Source organism: Atlanticothrix silvestris CENA357 (assembly GCF_016056295.1).
Lineage (GTDB): Bacteria > Cyanobacteriota > Cyanobacteriia > Cyanobacteriales > Nostocaceae > Atlanticothrix > Atlanticothrix silvestris.
The window spans coordinates 1-26,543 of record NZ_JAECZB010000039.1 but is presented as its reverse complement, the minus strand read 5'-3'; the positions used below and the strand labels follow the sequence as shown (position 1 = coordinate 26,543).

General features: G+C 40.9%; 27 protein-coding genes, 1 rRNA gene and 1 pseudogene. 13 read left to right on the top strand and 16 right to left on the bottom strand.

Translation table 11 applies throughout. The features are described 5' to 3' along the window. Positions 1–124 (bottom strand): 16S ribosomal RNA (locus I8751_RS15010); the annotation flags it as partial. A gap of 320 nt (positions 125–444) precedes the next feature. On the opposite strand from I8751_RS15010, the gene nadC reads away from it, so the two are divergent. The 3 genes from nadC to I8751_RS14995 all read left to right on the top strand — a co-directional run bounded on the left by nadC (position 445) and on the right by I8751_RS14995 (position 4,054). Further along, positions 445–1,308: a carboxylating nicotinate-nucleotide diphosphorylase gene (nadC, locus tag I8751_RS15005; RefSeq protein ID WP_214439954.1), complete on the top strand. Its 864-nt coding sequence runs from the start codon at positions 445–447 to the stop codon at positions 1,306–1,308. 347 nt (positions 1,309–1,655) lie between these two features. After that, a complete protein-coding gene (gene argS, locus I8751_RS15000; RefSeq protein ID WP_214439953.1) occupies positions 1,656–3,422 on the top strand; it encodes an arginine--tRNA ligase in 1,767 nt (588 codons plus the stop codon). A gap of 68 nt (positions 3,423–3,490) precedes the next feature. After that, positions 3,491–4,054, top strand: coding sequence for a Uma2 family endonuclease (locus I8751_RS14995; protein ID WP_214439952.1), 564 nt, complete (start codon positions 3,491–3,493; stop codon positions 4,052–4,054). A gap of 232 nt (positions 4,055–4,286) precedes the next feature. On the opposite strand, the gene I8751_RS14990 is transcribed toward I8751_RS14995, so the two are convergent. The 8 genes from I8751_RS14990 to I8751_RS14955 all read right to left on the bottom strand — a co-directional run bounded on the left by I8751_RS14990 (position 4,287) and on the right by I8751_RS14955 (position 11,714). Continuing rightward, positions 4,287–4,889 (bottom strand): cytochrome c oxidase subunit 3, encoded by a 603-nt coding sequence (locus tag I8751_RS14990; RefSeq protein WP_214439951.1) that lies wholly within the window; start codon positions 4,887–4,889, stop codon positions 4,287–4,289. 92 nt (positions 4,890–4,981) lie between these two features. Beyond that, positions 4,982–6,631, bottom strand: a complete 1,650-nt coding sequence (gene ctaD, locus I8751_RS14985) for a cytochrome c oxidase subunit I (protein ID WP_214439950.1) — start codon at positions 6,629–6,631, stop codon at positions 4,982–4,984. Between the two features lie 14 nt (positions 6,632–6,645). Further along, complete coding sequence (locus I8751_RS14980) at positions 6,646–7,572, bottom strand: cytochrome c oxidase subunit II (RefSeq protein ID WP_214439949.1); 927 nt, start codon at positions 7,570–7,572, stop codon at positions 6,646–6,648. A gap of 69 nt (positions 7,573–7,641) precedes the next feature. Next, positions 7,642–8,247 (bottom strand): DUF2231 domain-containing protein, encoded by a 606-nt coding sequence (locus I8751_RS14975; RefSeq protein ID WP_214439948.1) that lies wholly within the window; start codon positions 8,245–8,247, stop codon positions 7,642–7,644. Then, positions 8,244–8,744, bottom strand: coding sequence for a DUF2231 domain-containing protein (locus I8751_RS14970; RefSeq protein ID WP_214439947.1), 501 nt, complete (start codon positions 8,742–8,744; stop codon positions 8,244–8,246). Before I8751_RS14970 ends, I8751_RS14975 begins: the two co-directional genes overlap by 4 nt. An 890-nt stretch (positions 8,745–9,634) precedes the next feature. Then, entirely contained in the window at positions 9,635–10,603 is a 969-nt protein-coding gene (locus I8751_RS14965; RefSeq protein ID WP_214439946.1) for an aromatic ring-hydroxylating oxygenase subunit alpha, read from the bottom strand. 135 nt (positions 10,604–10,738) lie between these two features. Continuing rightward, entirely contained in the window at positions 10,739–11,371 is a 633-nt protein-coding gene (locus I8751_RS14960) for a helix-turn-helix transcriptional regulator (protein ID WP_225894167.1), read from the bottom strand. Between the two features lie 157 nt (positions 11,372–11,528). Continuing rightward, positions 11,529–11,714, bottom strand: a complete 186-nt coding sequence (locus I8751_RS14955) for a hypothetical protein (RefSeq protein ID WP_214439944.1) — start codon at positions 11,712–11,714, stop codon at positions 11,529–11,531. A 38-nt stretch (positions 11,715–11,752) separates the two neighbouring features. Between I8751_RS14955 and I8751_RS14950 the strand changes: the two genes are divergently transcribed. From I8751_RS14950 to I8751_RS30420, 4 genes are all read left to right on the top strand, one after another. After that, complete coding sequence (locus tag I8751_RS14950) at positions 11,753–12,640, top strand: methylated-DNA--[protein]-cysteine S-methyltransferase (RefSeq protein WP_214439943.1); 888 nt, start codon at positions 11,753–11,755, stop codon at positions 12,638–12,640. Then, positions 12,637–12,951, top strand: a complete 315-nt coding sequence (locus tag I8751_RS14945; protein WP_214439942.1) for an EamA family transporter — start codon at positions 12,637–12,639, stop codon at positions 12,949–12,951. The genes I8751_RS14950 and I8751_RS14945 overlap by 4 nt, the downstream gene beginning before the upstream one ends. A 48-nt stretch (positions 12,952–12,999) precedes the next feature. Then, complete coding sequence (locus I8751_RS14940; RefSeq protein WP_214439941.1) at positions 13,000–13,527, top strand: DMT family transporter; 528 nt, start codon at positions 13,000–13,002, stop codon at positions 13,525–13,527. Between the two features lie 315 nt (positions 13,528–13,842). Beyond that, the gene (locus I8751_RS30420) at positions 13,843–14,004 is read left to right on the top strand and encodes a phage integrase N-terminal SAM-like domain-containing protein (RefSeq protein ID WP_214439940.1); all 162 of its coding nucleotides are present in this window, start codon (positions 13,843–13,845) and stop codon (positions 14,002–14,004) included. Between the two features lie 396 nt (positions 14,005–14,400). Here I8751_RS30420 and I8751_RS14930 read toward each other — a convergent pair whose 3' ends face one another. After that, a complete protein-coding gene (locus I8751_RS14930) occupies positions 14,401–15,144 on the bottom strand; it encodes a response regulator transcription factor (protein WP_214439939.1) in 744 nt (247 codons plus the stop codon). Between the two features lie 155 nt (positions 15,145–15,299). On the opposite strand from I8751_RS14930, the gene I8751_RS14925 reads away from it, so the two are divergent. Together I8751_RS14925 and I8751_RS14920 are read left to right on the top strand one after the other, a co-directional pair. Beyond that, positions 15,300–16,388 carry a YheT family hydrolase gene (locus tag I8751_RS14925; RefSeq protein WP_214439938.1) on the top strand — a complete coding sequence of 363 codons (1,089 nt, stop codon included), beginning with the start codon at positions 15,300–15,302 and terminating at the stop codon, positions 16,386–16,388. 909 nt (positions 16,389–17,297) lie between these two features. Next, a complete protein-coding gene (locus tag I8751_RS14920; RefSeq protein WP_214439937.1) occupies positions 17,298–18,539 on the top strand; it encodes a calcium-binding protein in 1,242 nt (413 codons plus the stop codon). Positions 18,540–18,624: 85 nt separating this feature from the next. Here the strand turns inward: I8751_RS14920 and I8751_RS14915 are convergent, their stop codons facing one another. Then, a complete protein-coding gene (locus tag I8751_RS14915; protein WP_214439936.1) occupies positions 18,625–19,914 on the bottom strand; it encodes a glycosyltransferase family 4 protein in 1,290 nt (429 codons plus the stop codon). 574 nt (positions 19,915–20,488) lie between these two features. Between I8751_RS14915 and sfsA the strand changes: the two genes are divergently transcribed. Together sfsA and I8751_RS14905 are read left to right on the top strand one after the other, a co-directional pair. Continuing rightward, on the top strand, positions 20,489–21,214 hold the full coding sequence (gene sfsA / locus I8751_RS14910; RefSeq protein ID WP_214439935.1) for a DNA/RNA nuclease SfsA: 726 nt from the start codon (positions 20,489–20,491) through the stop codon (positions 21,212–21,214). A 19-nt stretch (positions 21,215–21,233) separates the two neighbouring features. After that, positions 21,234–21,716, top strand: a complete 483-nt coding sequence (locus tag I8751_RS14905; protein ID WP_214439934.1) for a gluconokinase — start codon at positions 21,234–21,236, stop codon at positions 21,714–21,716. Between the two features lie 114 nt (positions 21,717–21,830). Here I8751_RS14905 and I8751_RS29655 read toward each other — a convergent pair whose 3' ends face one another. The 4 genes from I8751_RS29655 to I8751_RS14890 form a co-directional block, all read right to left on the bottom strand. Further along, entirely contained in the window at positions 21,831–21,953 is a 123-nt protein-coding gene (locus tag I8751_RS29655) for a DUF6006 family protein (protein WP_318780329.1), read from the bottom strand. Between the two features lie 315 nt (positions 21,954–22,268). Next, positions 22,269–23,201 carry a cyanoexosortase C gene (gene crtC / locus I8751_RS14900; protein WP_214439933.1) on the bottom strand — a complete coding sequence of 311 codons (933 nt, stop codon included), beginning with the start codon at positions 23,199–23,201 and terminating at the stop codon, positions 22,269–22,271. A 145-nt stretch (positions 23,202–23,346) separates the two neighbouring features. Beyond that, complete coding sequence (locus I8751_RS14895) at positions 23,347–23,739, bottom strand: hypothetical protein (RefSeq protein ID WP_214439932.1); 393 nt, start codon at positions 23,737–23,739, stop codon at positions 23,347–23,349. 119 nt (positions 23,740–23,858) lie between these two features. Then, on the bottom strand, positions 23,859–24,113 hold the full coding sequence (locus tag I8751_RS14890; RefSeq protein WP_214439931.1) for a hypothetical protein: 255 nt from the start codon (positions 24,111–24,113) through the stop codon (positions 23,859–23,861). A gap of 148 nt (positions 24,114–24,261) precedes the next feature. Here I8751_RS14890 and I8751_RS30415 point away from each other — a divergent pair. Then, positions 24,262–24,470: pseudogene (locus I8751_RS30415) on the top strand (IS701 family transposase); the annotation flags it as partial. 60 nt (positions 24,471–24,530) lie between these two features. Here I8751_RS30415 and I8751_RS14885 read toward each other — a convergent pair. Beyond that, positions 24,531–25,508: a carbohydrate kinase family protein gene (locus tag I8751_RS14885; RefSeq protein ID WP_214439930.1), complete on the bottom strand. Its 978-nt coding sequence runs from the start codon at positions 25,506–25,508 to the stop codon at positions 24,531–24,533. A gap of 330 nt (positions 25,509–25,838) precedes the next feature. Here I8751_RS14885 and pedR point away from each other — a divergent pair, with 330 nt between their 5' ends. Next, positions 25,839–26,102: a photosynthetic electron transport-dependent transcriptional regulator PedR gene (pedR, locus tag I8751_RS14880; RefSeq protein WP_214439929.1), complete on the top strand. Its 264-nt coding sequence runs from the start codon at positions 25,839–25,841 to the stop codon at positions 26,100–26,102. The last annotated feature ends 441 nt before the right edge of the window (positions 26,103–26,543 follow it).

The window sequence follows — 26,543 nt, the reverse complement described above, 5'->3', positions numbered from 1 at the left end:
CCTGAAGCCAGATTCTCACGCGTTACTCACCCGTCCGCCACTAGCTCCGAAGAGCCCGTTCGACTTGCATGTGTTAAGCATACCGCCAGCGTTCATCCTGAGCCAGGATCAAACTCTCCGTTTTGATGAATCGTTTGTTTAGCTCTTAAATATGAAAGACTGATTCTTTTTACACTCCAGTCAAGTGCTTTATTTTCTTGACGCTGACCACTTGCTGTATAATGGCTTTCAAACTATAATATTTTCAAGGTTCGGCGTCCCTCCCGGCGCCGCTCTGTCGCGCTCGCCTCTTGGGCACTTATCTAATATATCGACCGCTCCTAACTTTGTCAACTCCCTTTTTCAAAACTTTTTTGGAATACTTTTGGAATCGCTTCATATCCATACACAGCAAGGGTTTTAGGTTATAGTGTTTCTTGATGTCTTGCAGGAAGCTATAAATTTGTGAGTAATTCTGCTGTTTTGCCGCCTTGGTTGGTTTTAGATCCTCTGTTGCGTAACTGGTTGTTGGAGGATATTGGTCGGGGCGATCGCACAACAAATAATCTATTAGTAGAAGATGCCACGCCAGGAACAGCTAAATGGATAGCTAAAGCCAATGGGATAGTTGCTGGATTACCAGTTGCAGCCAGGGTGTTTCAGCTTTTAAATGAAAAAGTGAGTTTTATGGCTGTTGCCGCTGAAGGTACAAGGTGTGAACCAGGACAGGTAGTAGCAGAAATTCATGGTTCCCTAGATGCGTTGCTGATGGGAGAACGGGTGGCGCTCAACTTAGCTATGTGTTTAAGTGGGATTGCTAGCTTTACTAATATATATGTAGAGCAAATTGCAGATTTACCTGCTCAGTTAGTGGATACGCGCAAAACTACGCCGGGACTGAGATTGTTGGAAAAGTACGCGACTGCGGTTGGTGGAGCGATTAATCACCGTATGGGGCTGGATGATGCAGTAATGATTAAGGATAATCACATTGTGGCGGCTGGAGGAATTGGAGAAGCTATTACTCGTATTCGTTCTAAGATTCCTTACCCTCTAACTATAGAAGTAGAAACAGAAAGTCTAGAACAGGTAAAAGAAGCTCTACTGCATAAAGCTGACATTATTATGCTCGATAATATGCCCCCAGATATAATGTGTCAGGCTGTGCAGTTAATCCGTCAGCAGAATAGCCAGACTAAAATTGAAGCTTCTGGGAATGTGACATTAGAGACTATTCGCGCTGTGGCTGAGACTGGCGTGGATTATATTTCTAGCAGTGCGCCAATTACTCAGTCGAAATGGTTGGATTTAAGTATGAGAATTTATTAATTACTTAATTAAGGCTAAAACCCCAGATAATTTTCTAAATTTCCTGTGCGTTCATTCCCAAATTTCGCAACCTTTGAGCTAGTTATTCTGCACGTTATTTATTATTTTTGTTGGTCACACCAGTATAACCACCCAGGCGATCGCCCAAAGTAAGTACTGCGTTCTCGCCCAATTACTAAACCAATTTCTGGTAGCCATCAGATGGAAGACAGTCCAAGGGGTGTGATATACCATAACGGTCTTCACTGTAAGTGTGTAACTATATTTTAGGGCTAGAATAATCAAGCCTTTGAGAAAGTCCAACCATCAAGCAGCCCATTGCCCCCTCAAACAGATAATATTTATTTATGAACGCTACACAAGAACAACTAAAACTGAAATTTGAGCAGGCTTTGGTGGCTGCTTTTGGCGCTGATTATGCCGGGGTAGATCCGATTTTGGTTTCTGCCAGTAATCCTAAATTTGGTGACTATCAGGCGAATGTGGCTTTATCCTTGAGTAAAAAATTAGGAAAGCAACCAAGGGCGATCGCTGCTGCAATTGTTGATAAGTTGGATGTGTCAGAAATCTGCGAATCACCGGAGATAGCTGGGCCTGGTTTTATTAATCTCAAACTAAAAAAAGAATATCTGGAGGCACAGTTGCAAGCTATTCAGATAGATCCCAGGCTAGGAATCCCTGCGACGAAAACACCACAGCGAGAAATTGTCGATTTTTCTAGTCCAAACATTGCCAAAGAAATGCATGTTGGACACTTACGTTCTACGATTATTGGTGATTCCATTGCCCGGATTTTGGAATTTCAGGGACACGATGTCCTACGACTCAATCATGTAGGTGATTGGGGTACACAGTTTGGGATGTTAATTACATATCTGCGGGAAGTTTACCCAGAAGCCCTTACTACTGCTAACGCTTTAGATATCGGAGATTTAGTAACTTTTTATCGCCAAGCGAAGCTACGGTTTGATGCAGATGAAGCATTTCAAGAAACGGCACGTCAAGAAGTCGTAAGATTACAAGCAGGTGCAGAAGATACACTTCATGCTTGGAAACTGCTGTGTGAACAGTCACGGCGGGAGTTTCAAATAATTTATGACTTATTGAATGTTCAAATCATTGAACGGGGAGAATCTTTCTACAATCCTCTACTACCATCTGTTGTACAAGATTTAGACGAATCCGGTTTACTGGTAGAAAACCAAGGGGCAAAATGCGTTTTTTTAGAAGGTTTTACTAACAGAGAAGGTGAGCCTCTGCCTTTAATTGTGCAGAAATCCGATGGCGGTTATAACTACGCCACAACAGATTTAGCATCCCTGCGTTACCGGATTCAACAAGATGAGGCAAAGCGCATAATTTATGTAACAGATGCTGGACAAGCCAACCATTTTACCCAATTTTTCCAGGTAGCAAGCAAAGCAGGATGGATTCCTGATGATGTCGAACTTGTGCATGTTCCCTTTGGTTTGGTGTTAGGGGAAGATGGTAAAAAGTTTAAAACTCGTTCTGGCGATACTGTGAGGTTACGGGATTTATTGGATGAGGCGATCGCTCGTTCTCGTGTAGACTTGGAAAAAAGATTACAAGAAGAACAGCGCGAAGAAACGTTAGAATTCATTAATGAAGTTGCCGAGATAGTTGGTATCAGTGCGGTTAAATATGCTGACTTAAGCCAAAACCGTACAAGTAACTATATTTTTAGCTACGATAAAATGCTGGATCTCAAGGGTAATACTGCACCTTATATGCTGTATGCTTATGCGCGGATTCAAGGGATTAGCCGCAAAGGTGGTATTAACTTTGACGAATTGAAAGACAATGCCAAAGTTGTATTAGAGCATGAAACAGAACTAGCACTTGCTAAGTATTTACTTCAAATAGATGAAGTTATTAGTACTGTAGAGCAAGACTTATTGCCTAACCGTTTATGCGAATATTTGTACGAATTGAGTAAGAAATTTAATCAGTTTTATGACCGCAATCAAGGGGTTCAGGTGCTGAATGCAGAGGAACCGCAGCGGACATCACGCTTGGTTTTGTGTGATTTGACAGCTAGAACTTTGAAACTGGGATTATCTTTGTTGGGAATCCAAGTATTAGAGAGGATGTAACAGATAATATTTTTAATGTAAAGGTATGCTGAGTGATTTGTTCATCAAGAGTTATTTAGGAAAGGGCAATGGTACAAACACCACAAAAAAACATAACCTTAGCAGAGTTTCTCAAGCTACCAGAAACAAAACCTGCTAGTGAATACATTGATGGTCAAATCATTCAAAAACCAATGCCACAGGAAAAACATAGCACAATTCAAGGTGAACTGATTGTCAATATCAATGCTGTCGTGAAGCCTCAAAAAACTGCACGAGCATTTCTAGAACTGCGATGTACGTTTGGTGGTAGGTCAATTGTTCCAGATGTAGCCGTATTTACTTGGGATCGAATTTCTCGTGATCAAAATGGCGAAATCGCCAATGTCTTCCAAGCAGCCCCAGATTGGACTATTGAAATTTTACCGCCTGATCAAAGCGTTACAAAAGTAACTAAAAATATTTTACATTGCCTCAATTATGAAACTCAAATGGGTTGGCTAATTGACCCAGGAGAGCAAATTATCATTGTGTATATACGCAATCAACAACCGATCTTTTTGGATGAACCAAATGCTTTACTTCCAGTGCCAGATTTTGCCAGTGAATTGAAGCTGACAATTAGAAATTTGTTTGGTTGTTTATTAGAGTAAATTAAATTGTTTAGAACAATCAGGACTAAAGTCCTGACTACGAACTTTTGTAGTTAATATTGGGCATGGAAGTAATTATATCATGTCCGGCTTATTAGTTATGAATCCCGCATCTGTGCAAAAACCTGAAAACTCTTTCTCCCTCTGCCCCCTGCCCCCTGCGGTCTTAATGATAAGTCTTTACCCGAACACGATATTCTACCATGCCCAATATGAATCTGACTATTAATCTTTACTGCCAGACATAAATTAAAATAAACAAAACAATCCAGATAACATCTACAAAGTGCCAAAATAATGAGGTGGAATTGACACCGAAGTGACCTGAATCGTAGTTTCCAGGGATGAAAGAACGCACCAAAATAATCAATTGCAACAGAACGCCTGTAAAAACGTGCAAACCGTGGAAGCCTGTTAGCAAGTAGAACATCCCTCCAAATGTCCCGGAGGTGAAGCCAAAAGCAAGGTGACTCCATTCAATAGCCTGTCCCAGCAAAAAGTAACTGCCCATCGCCATCGTTGCTAAGAGAAACAGGCGAAATTTCCATAAATTATGGCGTTGTAGGGCCCGTTCTGCTAAGTAAATCACAAAGCTACTGGCAACCAGAATTACCGTATTGATTGCAGGTTCTTTAATTTCTAGTCCTGAAACACCGACTGGTAGCCAGTCAGGATTAGTTGTTTTGTAGATAATATATCCTGCAAAAAAACTCAAGAAAATAACACTTTCAGACAAAAGGAAGACAATGAAGCCAAACATTTTGTTGCCTTCTTCGTCATGTTCATGTTCTGCGCCTGTATGATGCAACTCGTTTGAATTGATATAACTGTCCATTGGTATAGATTTTGAGGATTGAATTTGAAACGCAAAATCACGCAGAGGGAAGCGCAAAGGTACGCGGAGGGTTTCTGCGTCTTCCCTTTGCGTTATTGTGGGAGATTGGCCGTCAATAGTTCAGATTTGCCGTAGCCGTAGGGTTCAGAAATAATGATGGGAATTTCTTCAAAGTTTTCTACTGGAGGTGGTGAAGAAACCATCCACTCTAAACCAATTGCCTGCCAGGGATTGTCAGGTGCTTTCTCTCCTTGCATCCAAGAAATCACCATATTGAAAATAAAGGGCAAAGTAGACATTCCCAACAAAAATCCGCCAAGGCTAGCAATAATATTCCAAAATTGATACTCCGGTGCATAGGAGGCAACTCGGCGTAACATCCCTTGTAATCCTAAGGGGTGCATGGGCAAAAAGTTGAGGTTTGTGCCAATGAATGCTAACCAAAAGTGCAACTTACCCCAGCCTTCGGAGTACATCCGCCCGGTCATTTTGGGGAACCAGTGATAGATGGCGGCATACAAGCCCATCGTCACTGTACCGTACAGGACATAGTGGAAGTGACCCACTACAAAGTAGGTATTGTTGACATGAACATCAACAGGCACAGAAGAAAGCATAATACCTGTGATGCCAGCGAAGACAAACATCACCAATGCACCAAGGGCGAACAGCATTGGTGTATTCAGTCGTAATTTACCTCCCCAAACGGTCGCCACCCAGGCAAATACCTTAATACCAGTAGGTACCGACACAAACATCGTTGTTACCATGAAAATCAACCGCATCCAGCCAGGAGTGCCGCTGACATACATGTGGTGTACCCAAACAATACCGCTGACTACCGCAATTAACATTGATGAAACGGCAACCACTTTGTAGCCAAACAGGGGTTTACGGGCATAAACAGGGAAAATTTCCGAAAAAATCCCGAAGATGGGCAAAATGATCACATAAACGGCGGGGTGGGAGTAGAACCAGAAGTAATGCTGGAACATGACTGGATTACCACCCCTACTAGGGTCGAAAAAGGCAGTGCCAGCAGTCAAATCTAGTAGCAACATGACTGCACCTGCGGTCAGTGCAGGTAGTCCGAATAGTTGGATAATCTGGGCGCTAAATACTGCCCAAACAAACAACGGCATCCGGAACAAGGTCATGCCTGGTGCGCGCATCTTGACAATTGTGGTGACAAAATTGACTGCCCCCATAATTGAGGATACGCCGGATATTGCCACTGCCAACAGCCAGACAACTTGACCATTAATCAAATTACCTGTGGGATTCTGGAGACTAACTGGTGGGTAAGACCACCAACCCGCTTGGGCTGGGCCACCAGGAACCAAAAAGCTACCCATCAGAAGAATCCCAACTACTGGCACCATCCAAAAGGCGACGGCGTTGAGGCGGGGAAATGCCATATCTCGCGCCCCAATCATTAGGGGTACTAAATAATTGGCAAAACCAACCAGTGAGGGAAATGTCCACAAAAACAGCATCACAGTACCGTGCATGGTGAACATGCCGTTATAGACGGTACGATCAACTAGGTCTGCGTCGGGTGTAATTAATTCTCCCCGCAACACCATCGCAAAGATACCGCCGACTAGAAAGAAGATGAACGAGGTGACAAGGTATTGAATACCAATCACTTTATGATCAGTGCTAAAGCTGAAGTATTGTTTCCAGTTACCTGGAGATGGATGATCAGCAATACTGATGCCTTCAATAGGGATATTTGTCATTGGTGAGTTTCCTTTTAACCAGGATAATTGACCAGAGGAGATGGCGCAGGTGCAACTGTAGTCCAACCAGTTTTCACAGACTGACTGGATGCTTGAGCATATTCAGAAGCTGCTTGATTATGTGCTGGAGATGGTTTTTGGGTTGCAGCTTGGGCTAGCCACTGGTGGTAATCTTCTGGAGATTCAACGACTACATTGGCTTGCATTGTTGCAAAGTATGTACCGCTGTATTGGGAATCGGTGAGGTGATATTGTCCTGGGCGAATCGGTGTGAATTCAAAGTCGATAGCGTGGTTAGGAATAATATCTTGCTTGAGACGAAATGCCGGAATATAAAAGCCGTGCAGTACATCTGCTGATTGGAGTGCTAAACGCACCCGGCGATCGCTTGGCAAATGCAGTTCGGTACTGGTAATATCTCTTTCCGGATAATGGAAAACCCAAGCCCATTGTTTGGCTAAAACATCAATTTTTTCTACAGGTTCAGTTAAGGCGGCAACTGGTGCTTCATTGGTTGCTGCATAAGCTGATTCCATACCTATGGGATTATGCAAATGCACCAGTTCTGCTGGGCCTTGAATTCCCATTTGCTCGTAAACTTGGTAGCTATAGCCTGCAATCCAAAGCACTAGCATGATTGGGATGGCTGTCCAGACAACTTCTAGGGTGATATTACCTTCAATTGGCGGGCCATCACTGGTGTCTCCCTTTTCTGCCCGATGGAAAATAATCGAGTACATCAGAGTGCTAGTCACTCCCAGGAAGATGAATGCACCAAGGGTTACTAGAAAGCTAATCAAATCGTCAATTAGATGAGATTCTGCTGCGGCTTGGGGAGGAAGCCAAGAATAAGACTGTTTACCAATCCAGAGACTGGTTATGGTCACAGCGATCGCCCCCGTAATCACGGTTAAAATGTTTAAGATCTTGCCGATTTTCATGATTAATGGTTAATAGTTAGTGGTCAGTCATGAGTGGACAACTGACAACTGACAACTGACAAAAATTAGTTACTTGAGAACTGTGTTCAGGTCTTGCCCCATTCGCAGCAAACTATCTGCTGTGTTATGTACGCCAAATTCGGCAGCCATTTGCGCTCCTAGTGTGCCGTGGACATACATAATCAACATGACTGCCATACCTGTAAACAGATAACTCCATTGCACTTGTTTATCTGCGTCTTGACTCCATACGAAGCGCTGCCATCCTCTCCAGACAGTCATGATCAAAATCAGCGCTAATAAAAATACGCCTCCTACACCATGCCAAAGCATAGTTTCCATTGCCTGCATTCCCCAGGCGCTTTTGACATCGGCTGATGGAGTTGCCAGCAGCATTTCATAAAAGCCTGCTGCTACCGTGAAAAAAGTGATAACGCAGGAAGCTAGCATGTTATACCAACCCACATCGAACAAGTTGGCACGTTCAACAGAAATTGCTAGAAATTTAAACACCCATTTTTCAAAGGGGAACAGAACACCAACGATATCAAAGAGAATCCCGATGATGAACAGACCCAAAGTCAGATGAACTAAGTTGGGATGAATGGGAATGGTGTAAGGAAGTCCGTTTGCACCCATTTGGGCGTTCAATTGGTTAATTAGTTCTGAGTTCATGGCAAAATACCTTCCTTTACTGCTTCCACAACTGGCACTGTGTGCAGTCCATATATCCAAACAAGTTCATCTCCTAGATAGACTTGCAAGCCAACTATTAGGGTTAAAACCAACCCTGTCACCATATAATGAATCGGTAATTTGTAAGGGTTACGGCTACGAATTACATAACGCCATGCTGTAATTGCCGCGATGATTCCCGAAAGCGACCAGCCTACCAGTGTATGCAAATTTAGCACTGATTTAGCTAAGTCATAAGGTTGTGCTAAACCTGCTTCAAATTGACCAAAAATAATGGCGACAAATATGGCGATCGTCGCAACCAACATATTCCACCAACTCACCTCGAAAAGATGAGTTCTACCAGTAAAATAACCAACTAAATCACAGAAGAATGCAAACAACACCATTGCAATTACGAAGTGAACAACAATGGGGTGAATCGTATCTGGATAGGGTAAATTATGGTCATTCAAAGATGTAAGATACTCAAGCATTGTATTCTCCTGGACATATACTGCATCTCAGCTAAACGTCAATGATTGACATTCACTCACATCACTACAAGCACTTATACCTGACCGGAATTTATTCATTAGATCTGCGTGGCGAAATTCGGTCACTTAAGTGTCATGGTCTTTGTAGCCAATTTATGTGGGGCTATTATTTATAGTCGATGATTGAGTTTAATTCATTTGTTCATGCTGATACTCTACAATAGTGATTTTTAGTTTATCTAACAAAATCACTGTTGTCCTTTTGATTTAGTATGACCTATCTCTTAGCTTAAGGATTTTTTTAGTAGTTGTCAAAAAAATTAATAATTACTTTTAAAAATAGTTTGATAGCGTAGCTAAAGTTTCTGTTTTTAGAGATTGCATATTTAAAAATAACGAATGTGCAACATTTAACATTTATAAAATAAAGCTTTGTAATACTAATAACAAAAAGAATATATGGGATTTTATAAATATATAGAAATAAGTTAGTAATTTTATTGGAACATACCAACATCTCAGTACAGTTGCTTAATCGATAAACAATCTCGATATATCTATTTTAAAAATAGATATAAAATACTTTCAACTAATTAACTTAGTACTTAATAAATTCAATATTTTCTGGAACTAGTATTATTGGTCATAAGTAGTCGTCATGATCAGTGTGCGATAAAACCCATGAAAACCCTTTTGCTTTTTGCCCAGTACATAAAAAAATACTTAAAATCATCGCTTAATGAAAAGACACTTCATTTTCAAATTAATTAAAATCATGAAAACCTCCGCTAACGTTACTGTTGACCGGCAGCAGATCAACTCGAACGATAGACGAAAAGGCTCTCAACTGTCCGCTCTAATCGGGTTGTTATGCGGTTGTTTGAACGTTATCAAATAACACTCGTGTCTTGAATACCTTCTGCTTCCTTGTTTTTCATTACAGAATAGTACCAACGGCAAAACCGCAATGAGGGTTCATCAGTAGGGACGTTACATCCTTCATTCATATTGGGAATTTCACCAACTTGTGATTCAGTCATCGTGCGATCGTCTTGGGATGCTGCAAAAAAGTCATCAAAATCAAAATTACTCCGATCGATACCAGGGCTAGGCAGAACGACCTGCACAAATCGTAGTTGTTGTGGATTAATCGGAATCGCGAACAAATGAGGACGCAGAGGCATCCCGCCTAAATCTAACTTTAGAACAACCTGATTGGGCTGATGCCAATCAATCTCGACCCCATAAGGCAAAGTATCGAGTCGATTCATAATTGCCATTCCGTCTGCTGTTGCAGTCACGTTGATTTGTGCTGTTGCATTTCTATGAGTCGGGTCATGGAATTCGTGCCCAAATGAATCCCGATGAACAAACGGAATATGGAGATAGTCCAGCGAAATGTCGATGGCTCGTGTCCAATGAGCATTCCAAATCTCATGGTGAATCACATAGCGATCGTTGGATTCCAATAAACTCGATGGCAACTGTGGTTCTGGCACATTTTCGGTTCCTGTAAAAATCCATACCATTCCTGCAATCACTCTTACTGGGAAACTCACGACTGACAGTTTTGAAAGTTGAGCCGCCTTAAGCGAGTTGAAAGGAACATGAGTACAAGCGCCATTAGAAGCAAACTGCCAGCCATGATAGGGACATTCAAGGCAACCGTTTTCTATGACTTGTCCATGTGAGAGAGGCGCACCGCGATGCGGACAACGATCAATAAACGCTGCAAACTGACCGAATGAACTGCGAAACAGGACTAGCGATTCGCCCGCTAATTTAACTGCAATCGGATCTGAGCCAATTTCAGCCACAGGTAATACTGGAGTCCAAAAGTTAGGAAACATCTTAAACATGGCAAAATTGCCTCCTTACGAGTTCTTGAGTGTTTTTCACTATAGAACTCTCCTCCTGACAGCGTTATGTCAGTGGAAGCCAGATAATCTTCTTCTCTCAAGCTGAAAATTTGTGTATGTATCAAGACTAATCTCTTACTCTGGAACTTCAACATCTGAAGCGAAATCGAGATCTTGAATGCGATCAACACGGAAATCTCTGTACGTCTTTCGGAGGGTACACCATGTTCCAACCGTCCATTTGCTACCCCAGTAAAATAGTCCCAGCGGAAAAACGATTCTTTGAGACAATTGCTCGTTCAGGCTTAAATACACAATCATAACAGCTTGTTGGTGTTGAATGGCTTGATACAGATCGTTCCAATGGTTTAAACTTTGGTCATTCAACATATTGCCTAGCGATCGAACAGGTGCGCGAGTCGGTTCAAAGCTGCGTAACGGCAACACTGCTCCAATTTTACTTAGAAGCGTTTTTGCCGCTGTCGCTAAATCACCTCCAGTCGATCGCGATAGCATTTCGACCCCCAACATCAGAGCGGCGATTTCATCATGAGTTAAAGTTAGAGGGGGTAACTCAAAATCTTCAGTCAAAGCATAGCCGATACCAGGCTCACCATAAACTGGAACGCCACCTACCGAAAGGTCGTCAATATATCGGTAAATTGTACGCACGGAAACGCCAACTCGTTCGGCTAGTTGCTCCGCTGTAATAGGTTGGTGAGATCGGATGAGATTCACTAATTGGAACAGACGGTCAGCTTTCCTCATTCTGGACATCAAGTAGTCTTAATATTCGAGTAACATAACGTTCTCAATCAACTGTATAGCGATCTTGTAATACGTCACAACTAACAGTGCCTCGTCCATCAAACGCTGATCCAAAATCTGAAACTCGACTTAATCTCAAACACCCACAGACATCCTTTCAACTGCCACAGTCGATACTTGAAGGCGCATAACGATTGGGTTCAGCGGCAGCGAGAGAACCTAAACGATAGCCGAAAAGACTCCAATCTGTCCGCTGCAACGCGATTGTTGTACTGCTGTCTGGATGCAATGATTTTATAGACAGCAAGAAACGGGTGGCGTTGAACCTTGGCTCTCGATACATTGAGGAGTGCATGATAGACAGATGATAAAACCAGTCACATGAATTCCTTGATCGAAACTAGCCCGTATGATAGCGAAACGTATGAGCGGATTGCTAAGGCAATCGCATTTATGCGTCAGCATCATTTGAATCAGCCCAACTTAGCAACCGTTGCTCAGCATGTGCATCTTAGCGAATATCATTTTCAACGGCTCTTCACCCGATGGACAGGCATCAGCCCCAAGCGTTTTTTGCAATATCTCACGGTGGAGTATGCCAAGTCAAAAATCGCTGAGACTGGTAATCTCTTGGATCTGACTGTAGAAGTTGGATTATCTAGTCCAGGACGGTTACACGATCTGTTTGTGAATTTAGAAGCGATGTCGCCCGGTGAGTTCAAGGCAGAGGGCATCGGCTTACAGATTTGGTATGGCATTCATCCCACTCCCTTTGGAGACTGCTTAATTGCAACAACCTCGCGTGGTATCTGTAATCTTCATTTCCTAGATACAACGAGCAAAGATGGGATTGAACAGGCTTTCCGCTTGGAGTGGTCAAACGCTAGCATCAAGCAGGATCAACAAGCTACTCAAGAAATCTGCAATCGTATTTTCGAGCCAAGTGCAGCTAACAACAAACCTTTGGTTCTTTACGTAAAAGGGACGAATTTTCAGATTCAAGTGTGGCGGGCACTCTTGAGCGTTCCATTTGGTGGGATCACAACTTACCAAGGATTAGCAGCAGCGATGGGTCGCCCAACGGCAGCAAGAGCGGTCGGCAACGCACTCGGAAGGAATCCAGTGGGGTATTTAATTCCCTGCCATCGAGTGATCCGGGAATCCGGCGAGTTTGGCGGTTTTCGTTGGGGACTGGAACGTAAGACCGTTCTGCTCGGTTGGGAAGCGAGTCGCAATCAAATCCAGAACAGGGAGCAGGAAGTGATATGAGAAGGTTAGAGATTGCAGAACTTTTGCTACTTGCTGCCTTGTGGGGCGGTTCATTTCTATTTATGCGAATTGCAGCACCCGTACTTGGTCCCGTTTGGCTGATTGAGTTTCGCGTCTTACTGGCAGGTTTAGCCTTGCTGCCGATTTTAGTCCGCTTCAATCTTGGGCACGAGGTTCGACAGCATTGGATTTCACTTTTTATTGTGGGCTGCATTAATTCGGCAATCCCGTTTTCGCTGCTGGCTTTTGCATCAGTCTCACTACCTGCTGGGTTCACTTCTATCCTGAATGCAACCGCTCCTCTATTTTGAACCGTTGTTGCGTTTGTCTGGCTCAGAGAGCGATTAACCATTACCCGAATGATTGGATTTGTTCTGGGATTCATCGGAGTCATTATTTTGATGGGTTGGAAAGCCGTTTTTGCAACACCCGCTTTTGTAATGGCAGCGTCCGCTGGGTTATTAGCAGCCCTGACTTATGCGATCGCGGCTCCCTACATCAAACACAAATTAACAGGTGTTTCTTCGTTAGCGGTAACTGTCGGCAGTCAGCTAGGAGCAGCAGTTCTACTGATACCTGCACTACCTTTTACCATTCCGCAACAACCCATCACAGAGGGCATAGTGATCGCAGTATTGGGTCTTGCTTTGCTATCAACCGCATTTGCTTATATCTTGTACTTCCGACTCATTCAAAATATTGGCGCGACAAAAGCATTGACGGTCACTTATTTGATTCCTCTATTTGCGATGCTTTGGGGCGCATTATTCCTGAACGAAGCCATAACAGTATCAATGATTTTGGGATGTGGTCTGATTTTGCTAGGGACTGCCATCGCGAACGGGCTGTTTACAAAAACGTCAAGCGACAATACGAAACAGAAGTAGCCACATCTTACCAGTAGTTTTGAAATACTGCCTTAACCGATTTCTCAAGCAGTACAACTATTTATTATACGGAAAGCTTCCGTTTAATTTTTTAAATCCTAATATATAAAGCATTACAGCTACCTTCTTTCTAGATATACGGAAAACTTCTTTTTTAAACCCCTATTTTTGATATCATACATAACTTTTCCGTATAATCATCCCGTAAAGGGTGGATATACGGAATTTTTCCATGTATTCCTTAGTGTTATGTAGAAATTTTCTGTATAACATCCCTATTTAGGATATTACACGGAATTTTATGCACAACTTCCAATGGAACAGCGTCCAAAGAAACTCCTTGAACGGGTGCAAGATGTTATCAGACTTAAGCACTATTCTTATCAAACAGAGAAAACTTATATTTACTGGATTAGACGCTATATCCTTTTTCATAATAAGCCGCTAGCCTGCGGCATAGCTAAGCTTAGGGCGTAACCTCCCGTAGAAAACCCGATTTTTTAGTATGATATTTGACCGCAACTTCCTTAGTTTAATAGGGTGCGTTAAGAGCATAACGCACCCTATCAAAGTTTCTAAAGTTGTAGGTTCCTTAGTACAGTTTTGCAAGCATTCGTAGCGGTATATATGTCATTCTGTAGACTTTCCCGTAGACACCAGGAAGGTGGCTTCTCGTAGAGTGGGGATAATACAGTGAAGCAGACGTAGATGTTTAGACGGAGCATTACTTCCCATAAACGCACGAAGGGCAGCTTCTCGTAGAGTGGGGTAGAATCTCCCTTAATATATTAGCTACATTTGTTCTGCTTAGAATGACATAGATAGTATGTTACAAATTTATCCAGTACTGAGTTAAGGGGATTTAGCAAGATTTCACTCAACCACTGTTGTTGAAACCCCCTCTACTGATGGAGGTACGCTAGGCAATTCCAAACAGTATCCTGCACCATATACTGTTTTGATATAGCGAGGGTGTCGCGGATCTGGTTCTAGCTTGGTTCGCAAGTGGCGGATATGCACTCGAATAGTTTCGATGTCATCATCTGGATCGTAGCCCCAAACTTCTCTAAGGATTTCGCTTGGAGAAACTGTCTGACCGTGGCGTTGCAGTAAACAATGAAGTAACTCAAATTCCAAATGAGTCAGTTTGACAGTCTCAGTGAACCATATTGCTTCAAATCTCTCTGGAACAAGGGTCAACGGCCCATAATTGAGAATTTCACTGTGCTTTGCTGCTTGGGGAATGCGGTCAGTACGTCGCAGTAGTGCCCGAACTCGCGCTAGCAACTCTTCTACTTCAAAGGGCTTAGTGAGGTAGTCATCCGCACCAGCATTGAAGCCTTCTACCTTATCTTGAGTTTGACTTAAAGCCGTTAACATCAACACGGGAATCTCAGCTGTGCGCTCATCTCGACGCAGGCGCTGACAAACTGTAAATCCATCAACTCTTGGCAACATCAGGTCGAGCATGATCAAATCTGGCTGTAGCTGGAGAGCTAACGCCTGGCCCTTGATACCATCTTCAGCTTGGCTGACATCATAGCCAGCCATTTCCAAGTTGACGGCAACGAGTTCTGAAATTGCTGGGTCATCGTCTATGACAAGAATCCTCGGCATTCTTAAAAAATTATTACTACTTATTAAGGATAAATAACAACCTTTGGTAGATACAAAGATTTCTGTCTTGATTATAAAAAAGATTTGAAATCTAACATAAATATTAAAACGAAAGGATTATGAAATCAGAACTCAATTACACGAAATTTTAAATTATGATGTGTTATGCTCCTTACACTCCTTCCCGCTTTTTACAAAATGGTGTGGCAATGACTGTGTACACCGCTTTATGGGGAAGACGTTACTGGGAAAAAACAACTCCACATCCAGAGCCGCCCTATCATAAAACAATTTTTATGGGTGGGCAAGGCGTACCAATTTTTAGTTGGGTTGCAATCCCTAAAAATGCTCACAATACTATTGTCGCTACTTATGGCATTACAGGCGACCTAAATCAAGAATGGTCTTTGAGACTTTTAGGGCGTAAAGCTTATGCCCAAGGGTACGCCGTAGTGTTATTTGATTGGCGTGCCCACGGCAAGACTGCTGAGTTATCCCCTACTTTGACTTCTGATGGTCTGTACGAGGGAGAAGATTTTGTCCACATTGCAGCTGCCGCAGCCTCAATGGGATGTCCAAGTAAATTTTGGTTTGCAGGTTTTTCGTTAGGAGGGCAGTTAGCACTATGGGGGTTGAAAGCTGCGTCAGAGTTAATTAAAGCGAACGAGGAAGTAGGGCTAAAAGACAGTGATATTGGTGGGGGCGTAGTCATTTGTCCAAGCTTGGATTCTGTGCGATCGCTTGCTTATTTAGTTAAGCAGCCCATTGGTAAATATTTGGAAGCAGAGATTGCCCGAAATTTAAAAAAACTGGCGTGGCGAATACATGATGCTCACCCTGGAAGTATTGATCCAGAAGCGATCAAACGAGCAAACAGTATTTGGGGCTTTGACCACGAACTGGTAATTGGGCGATTGGGCTTTGCATCTGTGGAAGAATACTATGAAGCTAGCAGTGCTTTACAATTGCTGCCGCATCTTTCCAAACCAACTTTAATTTTGTATGCTGCCGATGACCCATTGTTTGACCCGGCAATCATACCCGATTTGCAAGCTGCCTGCGCTCAAAATTCTGTCATAGATTTAATGCTTACTCGTTATGGCGGCCATATTGGCTATTTAAGTAGCAAACAGGGTCAACGCCAAGCACAAGACCCTGATCCTTGGTGGGCTTGGAATCGGGCTTTGCAGTGGATGGATAGACAGAGAGTAGGAAAAGAGAGTTTGTCTGTATCGCCTCGATGATTATTAAATGTAGGGGCGATCGCTCCTACATTTGCTACTTGGAAAAATTTGATTAGAGAATGCGGTAAATAATTTGACAATTGACAACAATGGGAACAAGTTAAATTTTGATACTAATTGTTAAGTTAAATTTTGTGTGCTGACACTTGAGTTAATGCTTAGAATATACATTAACAATATATAAAGTAATAACTCAGTCACCCATTCTTTCTTATCCTACATTACCTATTGCACAACGTTTTTTTGAATTTAAAGCCTAGTTATTTAATATTATTTTTTAACTTGTGTAGTTATATGGATGTTAATAAGGTTTTTATCAATGATCAATATTTTGCATTCCATACAGTGTAGAAAAGTACCCTTGAGGGTACTGTCAATATGAGTTAGTGTTGATTAATAATAAAAGAGTAAATTATAGTTGGGTAAGATCTCTTAAAGTTTAGAGATATTTTTTAGTGTTACGAACACTTTTAAAAAAGTCTTACCTACCTTTGTTTTTTATCAATCCATTTCATCAATTCAACGCTAATTAAGAATTAAAATTTTGCCTAAAATCTAGTTTATATAGAGGGTTTTGAGACTTATTGATAACAGTCACATAACTTCCTCTATATAAATCAAGACAGGTTCAAATAGAAAACTTACCCCCTATTTGTACCTAAATAAATCATGCATCCATAAAGGAGCGTGTAGCACTCAATGTGCCCATATTGGGAAGAATTTTAGGTTATGACATGTTGTTTACTGATGCTAGTATTCATGACATATAAATCTAATTTTTTCCCTTTTTTGCATAAATAACCAAACTACTCTGTATTAGATAAAGACAGGTTCAAGTAGCAAGCTTACTTCTGTTTGTACCTCATTTTACCTATACGTCTACAACCAATTTTTGAAGGAGCAAACATCATGGCAGTCACATGGTTTCCAGGTTTAGGCCCAACTAATGGAGCAGACATTGGTATCAGCAATTCTGCGTCAGATGTCCTTAATGGTCTTGGTGGAAATGACAGTTTGTATGGTAACGCAGGCAATGATTATCTCAATGGTGGTAGCGGCAATGACTACCTAAGCGGTGGTACTGGCAACGACACCCTTGTAGGTGGTACTGGTAACGACACAATGTATGGTGGCTATGGCAACGACAACTACTATGTCGATAGGAGTTCTGACGTAGTTGTTGAGTATGCCAGTCAGGGTACTGACTGGGTATATTCATCCGTCTCCTACACTTTGGGAGCTAATGTCGAAAATTTGACTTTAACTGGTACTGCCTACTCTGGAGTTGGTAATAGCCTCAGTAACGTCATCTATGGCAACAGTTTTAGCAACTACATCTCTGGTGGTAGCGGCAATGACTACATCGATGGTGGCAGTGGCAACGATTCCATATACGGCGGTAATGGTAATGATAGCCTCATTGGTGGTTATGGAAATGACTACCTAAGTGGCAGCTATGGTAACGATACCCTTGATGGTGGTATTGGTAATGACACAATGTATGGTGGCTATGGCAACGACAATTACTATATCAATAGCTCTTCTGATGTAGTTGTTGAATATGCTAATCAGGGTACTGACAGGGTATATTCATCCGTCTCCTACACTCTGGGAGCCAATGTTGAAAATCTGACTTTAACTGGTACTGCCTACTCTGGAATTGGTAATAGCCTCAATAACGTCATTTATGGCAATATTTCTAGCAATTACATCTCTGGTGGTAGCGGCAATGACTACCTAAGTGGTGGTTCTGGTAATGACTCCATATATGGTGGCTATGGCAATGACACTTTATATGGCGGTACTGGCAATGACTACCTAAGTGGCAGCTATGGTAATGATTTACTCAGTGGTGGCAGTGGCAACGACACTCTCGTAGGTGGTTATGGTGTTGACACATTATACGGTGGTGCTAGCGCAGATAAATTCGTCTTCAACAACCAATATGAAGGCATTGATATCATCAAAGACTTCCAGTGGACAGAAGGTGACAAAATTCAGGTTTCTAAGATTGGGTTTGGTGCTAGCTTAAACAGCCAGTTCAACTACAATAGTTCTAATGGTGCATTGTCCTTCCTTGGTTATCAATTCGCAACCATTGATAACAAGCCCGTAGGCTTCTCAACTAATTTGGATATTGTGCTAGTTTAGAGACTTTTTGAAGTTAACTTTAGCCAAATAAGTTGAAAAAAGGGGGCGCGATCGCGTCCCTTTTTTTTATAATCAATATCAATTTTCAAACATCAACAACTGATTTTTTAGATTTTAATGCCGTTGTGCTACCCACAGTCGATGTTCGTTTGGTTACTGCATCAGAGAATAGCTCCTCATACTGCTCAATTGCCTGCTCAAAGGAATAGCACTCTACAGCAAACTGTCTTCCTTTGTTACCTAGCTGTGCTGCTAATCTCGAATTACGATATAAATCCAGAACTGCTGCCGCTAGTGCTGATGATGATTCTGGCTCTACAATTATGCCACCACCACTTTCTTTAATAGCTTTGGCTGCTGTACCAGTAGCAGGTACTGAACCCACTATTGGGCGACCGCTTGCTAAGAGTAGTGGAATTTTAGAAGGCATATTGAAGGAAATCACATTACACTTTTGGACAATCAACCCGACATCAGCAGCGCTCAACATTTGCGGTAGTTGTTCTCGCGGTTGTAACGGTAATAGCAAAATATTATCTGCTCCACACGATAAACAATATTCTTGCAATCTGGCCAAAGCTGTTGATTCACCAACAATAACAAAGGCAATTTCTTTGATATGACGCAACTCTGCTGCTGCGGCTACTACTGTCTCTAAACCTTGCGTTAACGCAATGTTACCAGAGTACATTACTACAAATTTTTTATCTAATTGATGGGCAGCTTTCCAAAAATTGTTCCCCTTGGACAAAGGACGAATAAAATTTACATTTACCCAATTGGGAATACAAACGATTTTTTTAACAGGTACACCCTTATTGACTAAATTTTCATAAAAGCCATCAGCAATTACACTAATTTGGGATGCATTTCGGTAGGCAAATTTCTCCAAAACCTCACATGCCCGAATCATCCATTTATTTTTAATTAGACCGACGCGCACGGCTGCTTCTGGCAGAATATCTTGGACATTCAGTACTACAGGACATTTGTACAACCACCCCAGTAGAGTTGCGGGTAGTGAAACTAATAATGGTGGCACTGTTAAAAGAATTACATCTGGTCGTTTACCATTGAATGCTTGTGGCAAACTAGTAAAGATAAAACTCAACTCTAACAGCAGCCGATCTACAAGATTGGGTTTAGACTTAATCCGTAAGTAACTACGTTGAATGGTTACGCCGTTATTTTGTTCGGTAAAGTACCATTTGCCTCTATATCCATCATAAATTTCACGCTGAGGATAGTTCGGCATTCCTGTAATCACTCGCACTTCATGACCTCGCTCTACCAGTCCTTCTGCCAGTTCAGTCATCAAGGGTGCTATTCCAATCGGCTCTGGATGATAGTTGTAAGAGTAAATCAGAATGTGCATGGGCTATTTGTGAATTTCATGAAATCAGCTTAAGAATGTCAAGTTATGCTTATGTTAATAAATACTGCTGCCTTAACTATTAATAACATCATAAATGAGATAAATACTGATAATTATTCATTTGAAATGCTACATTAATCACCCTAACATAAAAACATCAATTGATTCTTAGTAGCTAAAATTGGATATTTTGTTTAGGCTTCAACCTCTAATTATTAAAAAAGTAGATTTTTTTGTTGTTTTAATTAATGCTTGAAATTATCTCTGGTAGATTTTAGCATTACATCCAGATTTTGTTAAGAATTTTTACTGAAGGATTTATATAACCTTTATATTTGATTGATATTAACAGCACCTAAAATATTCAAATTTTAATTTTGTTATGTAGTTAACATACTGACTAAAAATTTATGTTTTAAGATAAGATTTTTACTAAAAAAATATACTTCAATTCAGTATAATTTTGTATCTGTGCAGGTTTGTTGAAATTTAATTTTGCTCAGTTAACTTAATATACAGAAGTGAGGAAGGGCTTTTTTGTGCGATCGCTACAACAGTATCCGGAGTATTGTGAATGATTGATTGGCTTTATGACTATCCAACTTTATATCCAGGGATTTTACTCAAACGTTACAAACGCTTTTTTGTGGATGTTCAACTTGCTTCTGGTGAAGTAGTAGTAGCGCACTGTCCAAATACTGGCCCCATGACGGGAGTATCAGCTTCTGGTAGCTTAGTGCAACTTTCTAAAAGCGATAACCCTAAGCGTAAACTGCTTTATACCTTAGAACTAATTCAGGTACACGACAACGAGCCAACTTGGGTTGGTGTAAATACTGCTTTACCAAATCGAGTAATAAAACTGGCTTTGGCAAAATATCTTTTTCCAGAATTGGGTAACTATAGCCAAGTCAAGAGTGAAGTAATTTATGGACTAGATAAAAAAAGTCGCGTAGATTTTGTATTGATGGGAAGTGAAGAAGATCGGCCGATTTATTTAGAAGTGAAAAATACAACTTTGGCACAGGGAACGTTGGCTTTATTTCCTGACACGGAGACGACAAGAGGACAAAAGCACTTACGGGAACTAACGGCACTGTTACCCTTGACTCGTGCAGTTATGCTTTATTTGATTAATCGTGGTGATTGTACTGAGTTTGCCCCTGGTGATAACACAGACCCTACTTATGGTAAGTTACTGCGGGAGGCGATCGCTTTGGGTTTAGAAGTGTTACCTTGCCGTTTTGATATTTTTCCTGAAGGCATCCGTTATTTAGGCTTGGCAAAGCTAAAAATTTGATTACACCGAGTGAAGATAAGTGATTGTTTTAGTAATGGGTGTTTCTGGTTCTGGTAAAACCACTATTGGGCAACTGTTGGCGGCATCATTGCATTGGGAGTTTCAAGATGCTGATTCTTTCCATTCGCCAGAGAACATTGAAAAAATGCGGCATAATATCCCCCTTACCGATGCCGATAGAATGCCTTGGCTGCAAAATTTACAAATTGCGATCGCCCAGTGGCTGCAAGAAAATAAAAATGTAGTAATAGCTTGTTCAGCATTAAAAGCTAGCTACCGCCAATTTTTATTATTAGATAGCGATCGCATCAAGTTAGTTTACCTGAATGGGTCTTTTGAATTGATTCAACAGCGACTCCAAACGCGTCACAATCATTTTATGACCGAAAAACTCCTCAACAGCCAGTTTGATGTCCTTGAGGAGCCACCGGATGCTATATCTGTGGATGTTTCTCAATCTCCAGAATCAATTGTAGAGTTCCTCAAAACACATTTTGAATAATTTGGGAAATATTCATCTGCGATTGTGACATTGTAGTGGGGTGGCCAATGTTTCTCGGTTAAAGGGAAAAGGGGAAGGGGGAAAGGGAAAGAAAAAACCTTTAACCCTTCCCCTTTAACCTTTTCCCAAAACCCGATCTGAATTAAAAATACTTAAGCGAGAAGTATTGAGTGGGTGGCGATTACCCCGCCATGTTGTCCAACCGTCTGCGATCTTAGTATTACTGTTATATCTGATACCATTTCACGAAAAATCTGATACAGATGTAAACCCTGAAACCTTCATTCTTAAAAAAACTAATTAAAAAACCTGGTTGATTTTTGCAACAAATCTAACACTTATTCTTCCTCTTCCTCTTCTCCAAATACTTCGTCTATAATCTTGTTCAGTTTCGGGTACTTCTTTGTCAATCCCGACCACTAAAATAGCGGTGATATATGCAGCTTCTCGATAATCTTCGTCTGGTAATGATGCGATCGCCTGAGGAATTATGACTTTGTGTAATATAACCGCAAAAAGCCCTAACTAGTTAACTTTATTTATGCGATATACTTATTGCAACTTAGATTTGCAATCAGAATTTAGTAGTCGCATTTGAATAAGCAGATAATAGAACACTGTAAACATGGCTGCTGAAAATATTTGTCCTCCCCAACCATTATGCCAAAAATCAAATGCTTCTCCATCCCAATAAGCAACAGAAATTGCCAGTAATGCAATGCGAGCAGTGTTAAATGTAAAAGCTAGAATGCATCCCAAAAAGCTGATTATTAATATCTGAAAGCCCTTTAGTCTGTAAGCTATACCTATTAACAGACTAGTCATAAGCATCAAGACTATCAAATCAAATCCGTTACAACCCCATCCTATTTCTACACTACCTGTAGATAATTTTACTAGTGTTCCATCTAAACTGCTTCGATAACCTATAGTGTTAAGTACTGAATTAACGCTCCAAGCTTTAATGTGATCCATTGTTCTTTCAGGAGTCAAGACTTGCCATATATATGCTGGTAAAACGTGAATACCAGGATAAATACTTAAAACCATCAAAACAATTGGACGTAGATAGTGTTTAAAGAACTTTAGTCCCCAAGTACTAAGAACCATACCTACTAAAATTACTAACCAAACTAATGCTTGAGACCAGCCTTTGCTGAGACTAAAAGGGAAAAGACCAACTCCAAATAAAATCAAACTATGGCCTAGCTGTCGTTGCATATTTACAGGATTTAACTTAGCAAATTGATTTTTTTGTTGCCATAACTCCTGTAATGCTAAATAAGCCGCAGTAGCTGTCAATAACGGAAATGTACTACCGCCAATCAGGAACTGTGTTAGTGTCTTTAACCAAAAAAATAAGTAATAGTACAAACCTACAGCTAAACCACTTAGAATAAATCGATTGTGGCTTTTTTTTAAATAAATTGACAATATTTTTTGGACTTTGTAGTTATATTTTTTATAGCCATTCAAAGTAATCAAAGCCTTTCTTTATAAACTATTAATTAAGCTGTGAAAAATTAGCAAATACTCTAAAACTGGTGTTTGCTTAAAGGTTTATGAATGATGTCTCAGTGAGAACGTAATATTCGTCTCACTGTTCACCTTCGAGAGATAGCGAAGTAATTTATTTAATCTCTATTTGCTTTTGCTCTTGGCGATGTTTGCGAATTAAGCCTGCACCTAAAGCAGCTAGCCCTGGTATCAAGACAGGAGCAGGAACTTCTTTATGGTTAGATGCTTGCTTTATACTTATTGGTTTTGACCTATTTGGGTTATCTATATTTGTTGGTTTGAGTGAATTTTGGTTCCTGGAACTATTTGAATTTCCAGACCATTTAAAAAAGGGTATAAACCCCAAAAACCATTGAATTTCCAAGGATTTTGACGCTTTTGAATTCGCTTGTTCGGTTTGAGTTGGTCTATTTTGAGCCAGTGCATAAGATTGAGGAACAAATATCATACCTGTAGCTATAGAAGTAGTAACTGCTATGCTTGCACATACAGTTTTAAATTTCATAATTATTATTCTCCTCAGAAATTTTTATTGAATAAGATTGAATAAGTATTTGCACCCCTTAAGTGTTAATTCTTATCTAAAAATTAGTTATTATTCATCCATCTGTAGAAATATATCCTTTAATTTATCGCTAATTCTTTAGATATACAGCAAATTGCAGGTTTGTTGAGGTATTTCAATTCCCTACTAGCTGTAGATTCTTGTATCTTCATTTTGCGCCGTTTTTCATCATTGATTGGTTTGTGGTATTTCACAAAATTAATACTGAATTTTTGAATTTTGACTGAATTAATAAGAATGACGCAGATTTCAAAAAATAGTTGCTTGGCGATCGCTACTACGGTAAATAAAATGCTTCTGGTTAATTGTTCCAAAAGTATTGTTGGTGTGTTTTCTGTGCGACTTCAATAATTAGCAGAACATTTGTACTATACAAGTTGGGACAATCTTTATCTCCAGTGTTTGAGCTAGTCATCACCAACAAACACAAGTTAACCTCAACAGGAGGTTAGAAATTAGCTTTATGGTAAAACCAAAGGCTGGTTAGGGCTAAAAAAATATCAAGTTCGAGATCAAAGAAGCTTAACTCGACACTTTATTTTGGTTTTTTGTGCCTATACTTTATATTCTTTGGCATCAAATGAAAGGTGGCTAGAGACGCAGATGGGCAAACACAACCTTTTCACACATTTCCTGAAGCAATAGATCTTACATTCCGCACCGCGAACTAAACTTCAGAGCCGAGAATATCAGCCGTTGATAGCTGATATCCTAACGGCTTATGCTATTTCCTAAAGTTGATGAGAGGCTAAAAAAGCTTCAACTTCAGCAGGGGTTGGTTGAGAGGCGATCGCTCCTGGTTTAATGGTAGTCAGTGCCCCCACAGCACTAGCATAAGTGACAATGCGTTTTGCTGTTTCTGCATCCTTCAATTTGTTGATACCATGCTGGCTTAACTGGTGGATGAAGCCTGCTAAAAAACTATCTCCTGCACCAGTTGTATCAACCACAGAGATAGAAAAAGAAGGTAATTTACCTTCGTTTTCACCTAAACAATAGGCGCAACCGTTCTCTCCATCTGTGATCAACACTCCTTCAATTGAAGATAAGCGGTAAGTGATCGCTCCTGGATCTGCGGTATCAAACAGCCATTCTGCCTCTTCTTTAGAGAGTTTGAGAAAATCTACTCGCTTAAATGTTTCTTGGATTTTTTGCCGGGCGATATCGGCATCTTGCCAAAATACAGGTCGCCAATTAACATCTAGTACAATTTTCAGATCATATCGCTCCGCTAACTCTAAAGCGCGGTGAGTTGCTTGCTCAGTGTCAGGATAAGCTAGTTCCAAAGTACCTAAAACTAGAAAATCTGCCTCTTGAAATAGCGAATCTGGCAATTGCTTGGCTTGCAGGTGGGTATCGGCAAATTCAGCGGTGTCATATTCACCAAATCCGGCGAAAGTGCGATCGCCTGCTAGATCTCGCACTACATAAACTTGCCGCGTTGGTGCTGTTGGGTGACGCTGCACCCCAGTTGTATCTACCCCTACTTCTTGTAATAGCTTTACTAGGGCATTTCCTGGTTCATCTTCACCAACAGCTCCAATAAATCCCGCTGGGGTTCCCAACTTCACCAAACCACAGGCCACGTTAGCTGGTGCCCCCCCTGGATAAGGAGTCCAGGATGTAACTTCTTCTAACTTTAGACCTAGTTGATCAGCTAAACAATCAAACAAAATTTCACCGAGGCACAAAACACGGGGATTACTCATTTCATTTTAGATTTTCTTTCAGTATAAAATCTACAATAATCTTGGTTCATCTGTCGCCAGTCTTTATTAGAATAAAATGGCACTTTTTGCTACTCTCAGAAGATATATATGCTGCTAATTAATCTTTTTTATCTATGTAATTTAACGTGTTCTCTAAAAATTACTACACTTATTTATACCAGTTTTCAATATTAATACTTTCAAGTTGAAATATAAAGAAAATATTGTCAATTGCATTACTGTCAACACTTGAAACGCCCACCAGCAAAAGAATCTTCTAGAATTAAAAAGAGCGATTAAGTACATATACCAAGGGAGGATAGAATAGTCATGGCTGGTGGCGAGTCTCAGACCCCTGTTAGTCTGTCAGACAGAGAACTGCAAATTATCGATTTAGTGGCCGCTGGCTTAACTAACCAAGATATTGCAGGGAAACTGGAAATTAGCAAGCGAACAGTTGATAACCATATCAGCAATATTCTCACCAAAACCCAAACGGAAAATCGAGTGGCTCTCGTCCGCTGGGCTTTGCAGTGGGGCAAAGTCTGCTTGAATGATGTCAATTGCTGTACTTTACCTAACCAGACTGATTAGACAATTTGCAAGTAGAGATGCGATCAACGACGTTTGGCAAACGAAGCGCGATCGCGTCTAGAATATCGATTAATTTTGTCTGGTAAGTAGCCAAGCAAATTTTGAAAGTTTACTTTTGTATTCGTGTGGACTTCTAGCGTAAATTCCTATTGGCATCAGGAGCTAGGGGATAAAAAAGGCAGGGAAGGCAGGGGAGCAGCAAGAGGGGTAAAGGATGAAAAAATCAACCCTTTAACCCTGCCCCTTATCCCCAAAGGGGGCCCTTTCAAGGGTAGGGTTTTCAGAATCTCAAAAATAGTTGAGAAAATTCTCAATTGTTTAACGTGGTTTGGTCGTTTCAGGATTTAAGTATCGGCTGAATTAGCCAAAAAATGACCAAATACAAAATACCTACCCTTGAAAGCAAAGGGGGCCCCACCTTCCCCTTTCCCCCTTACCCTG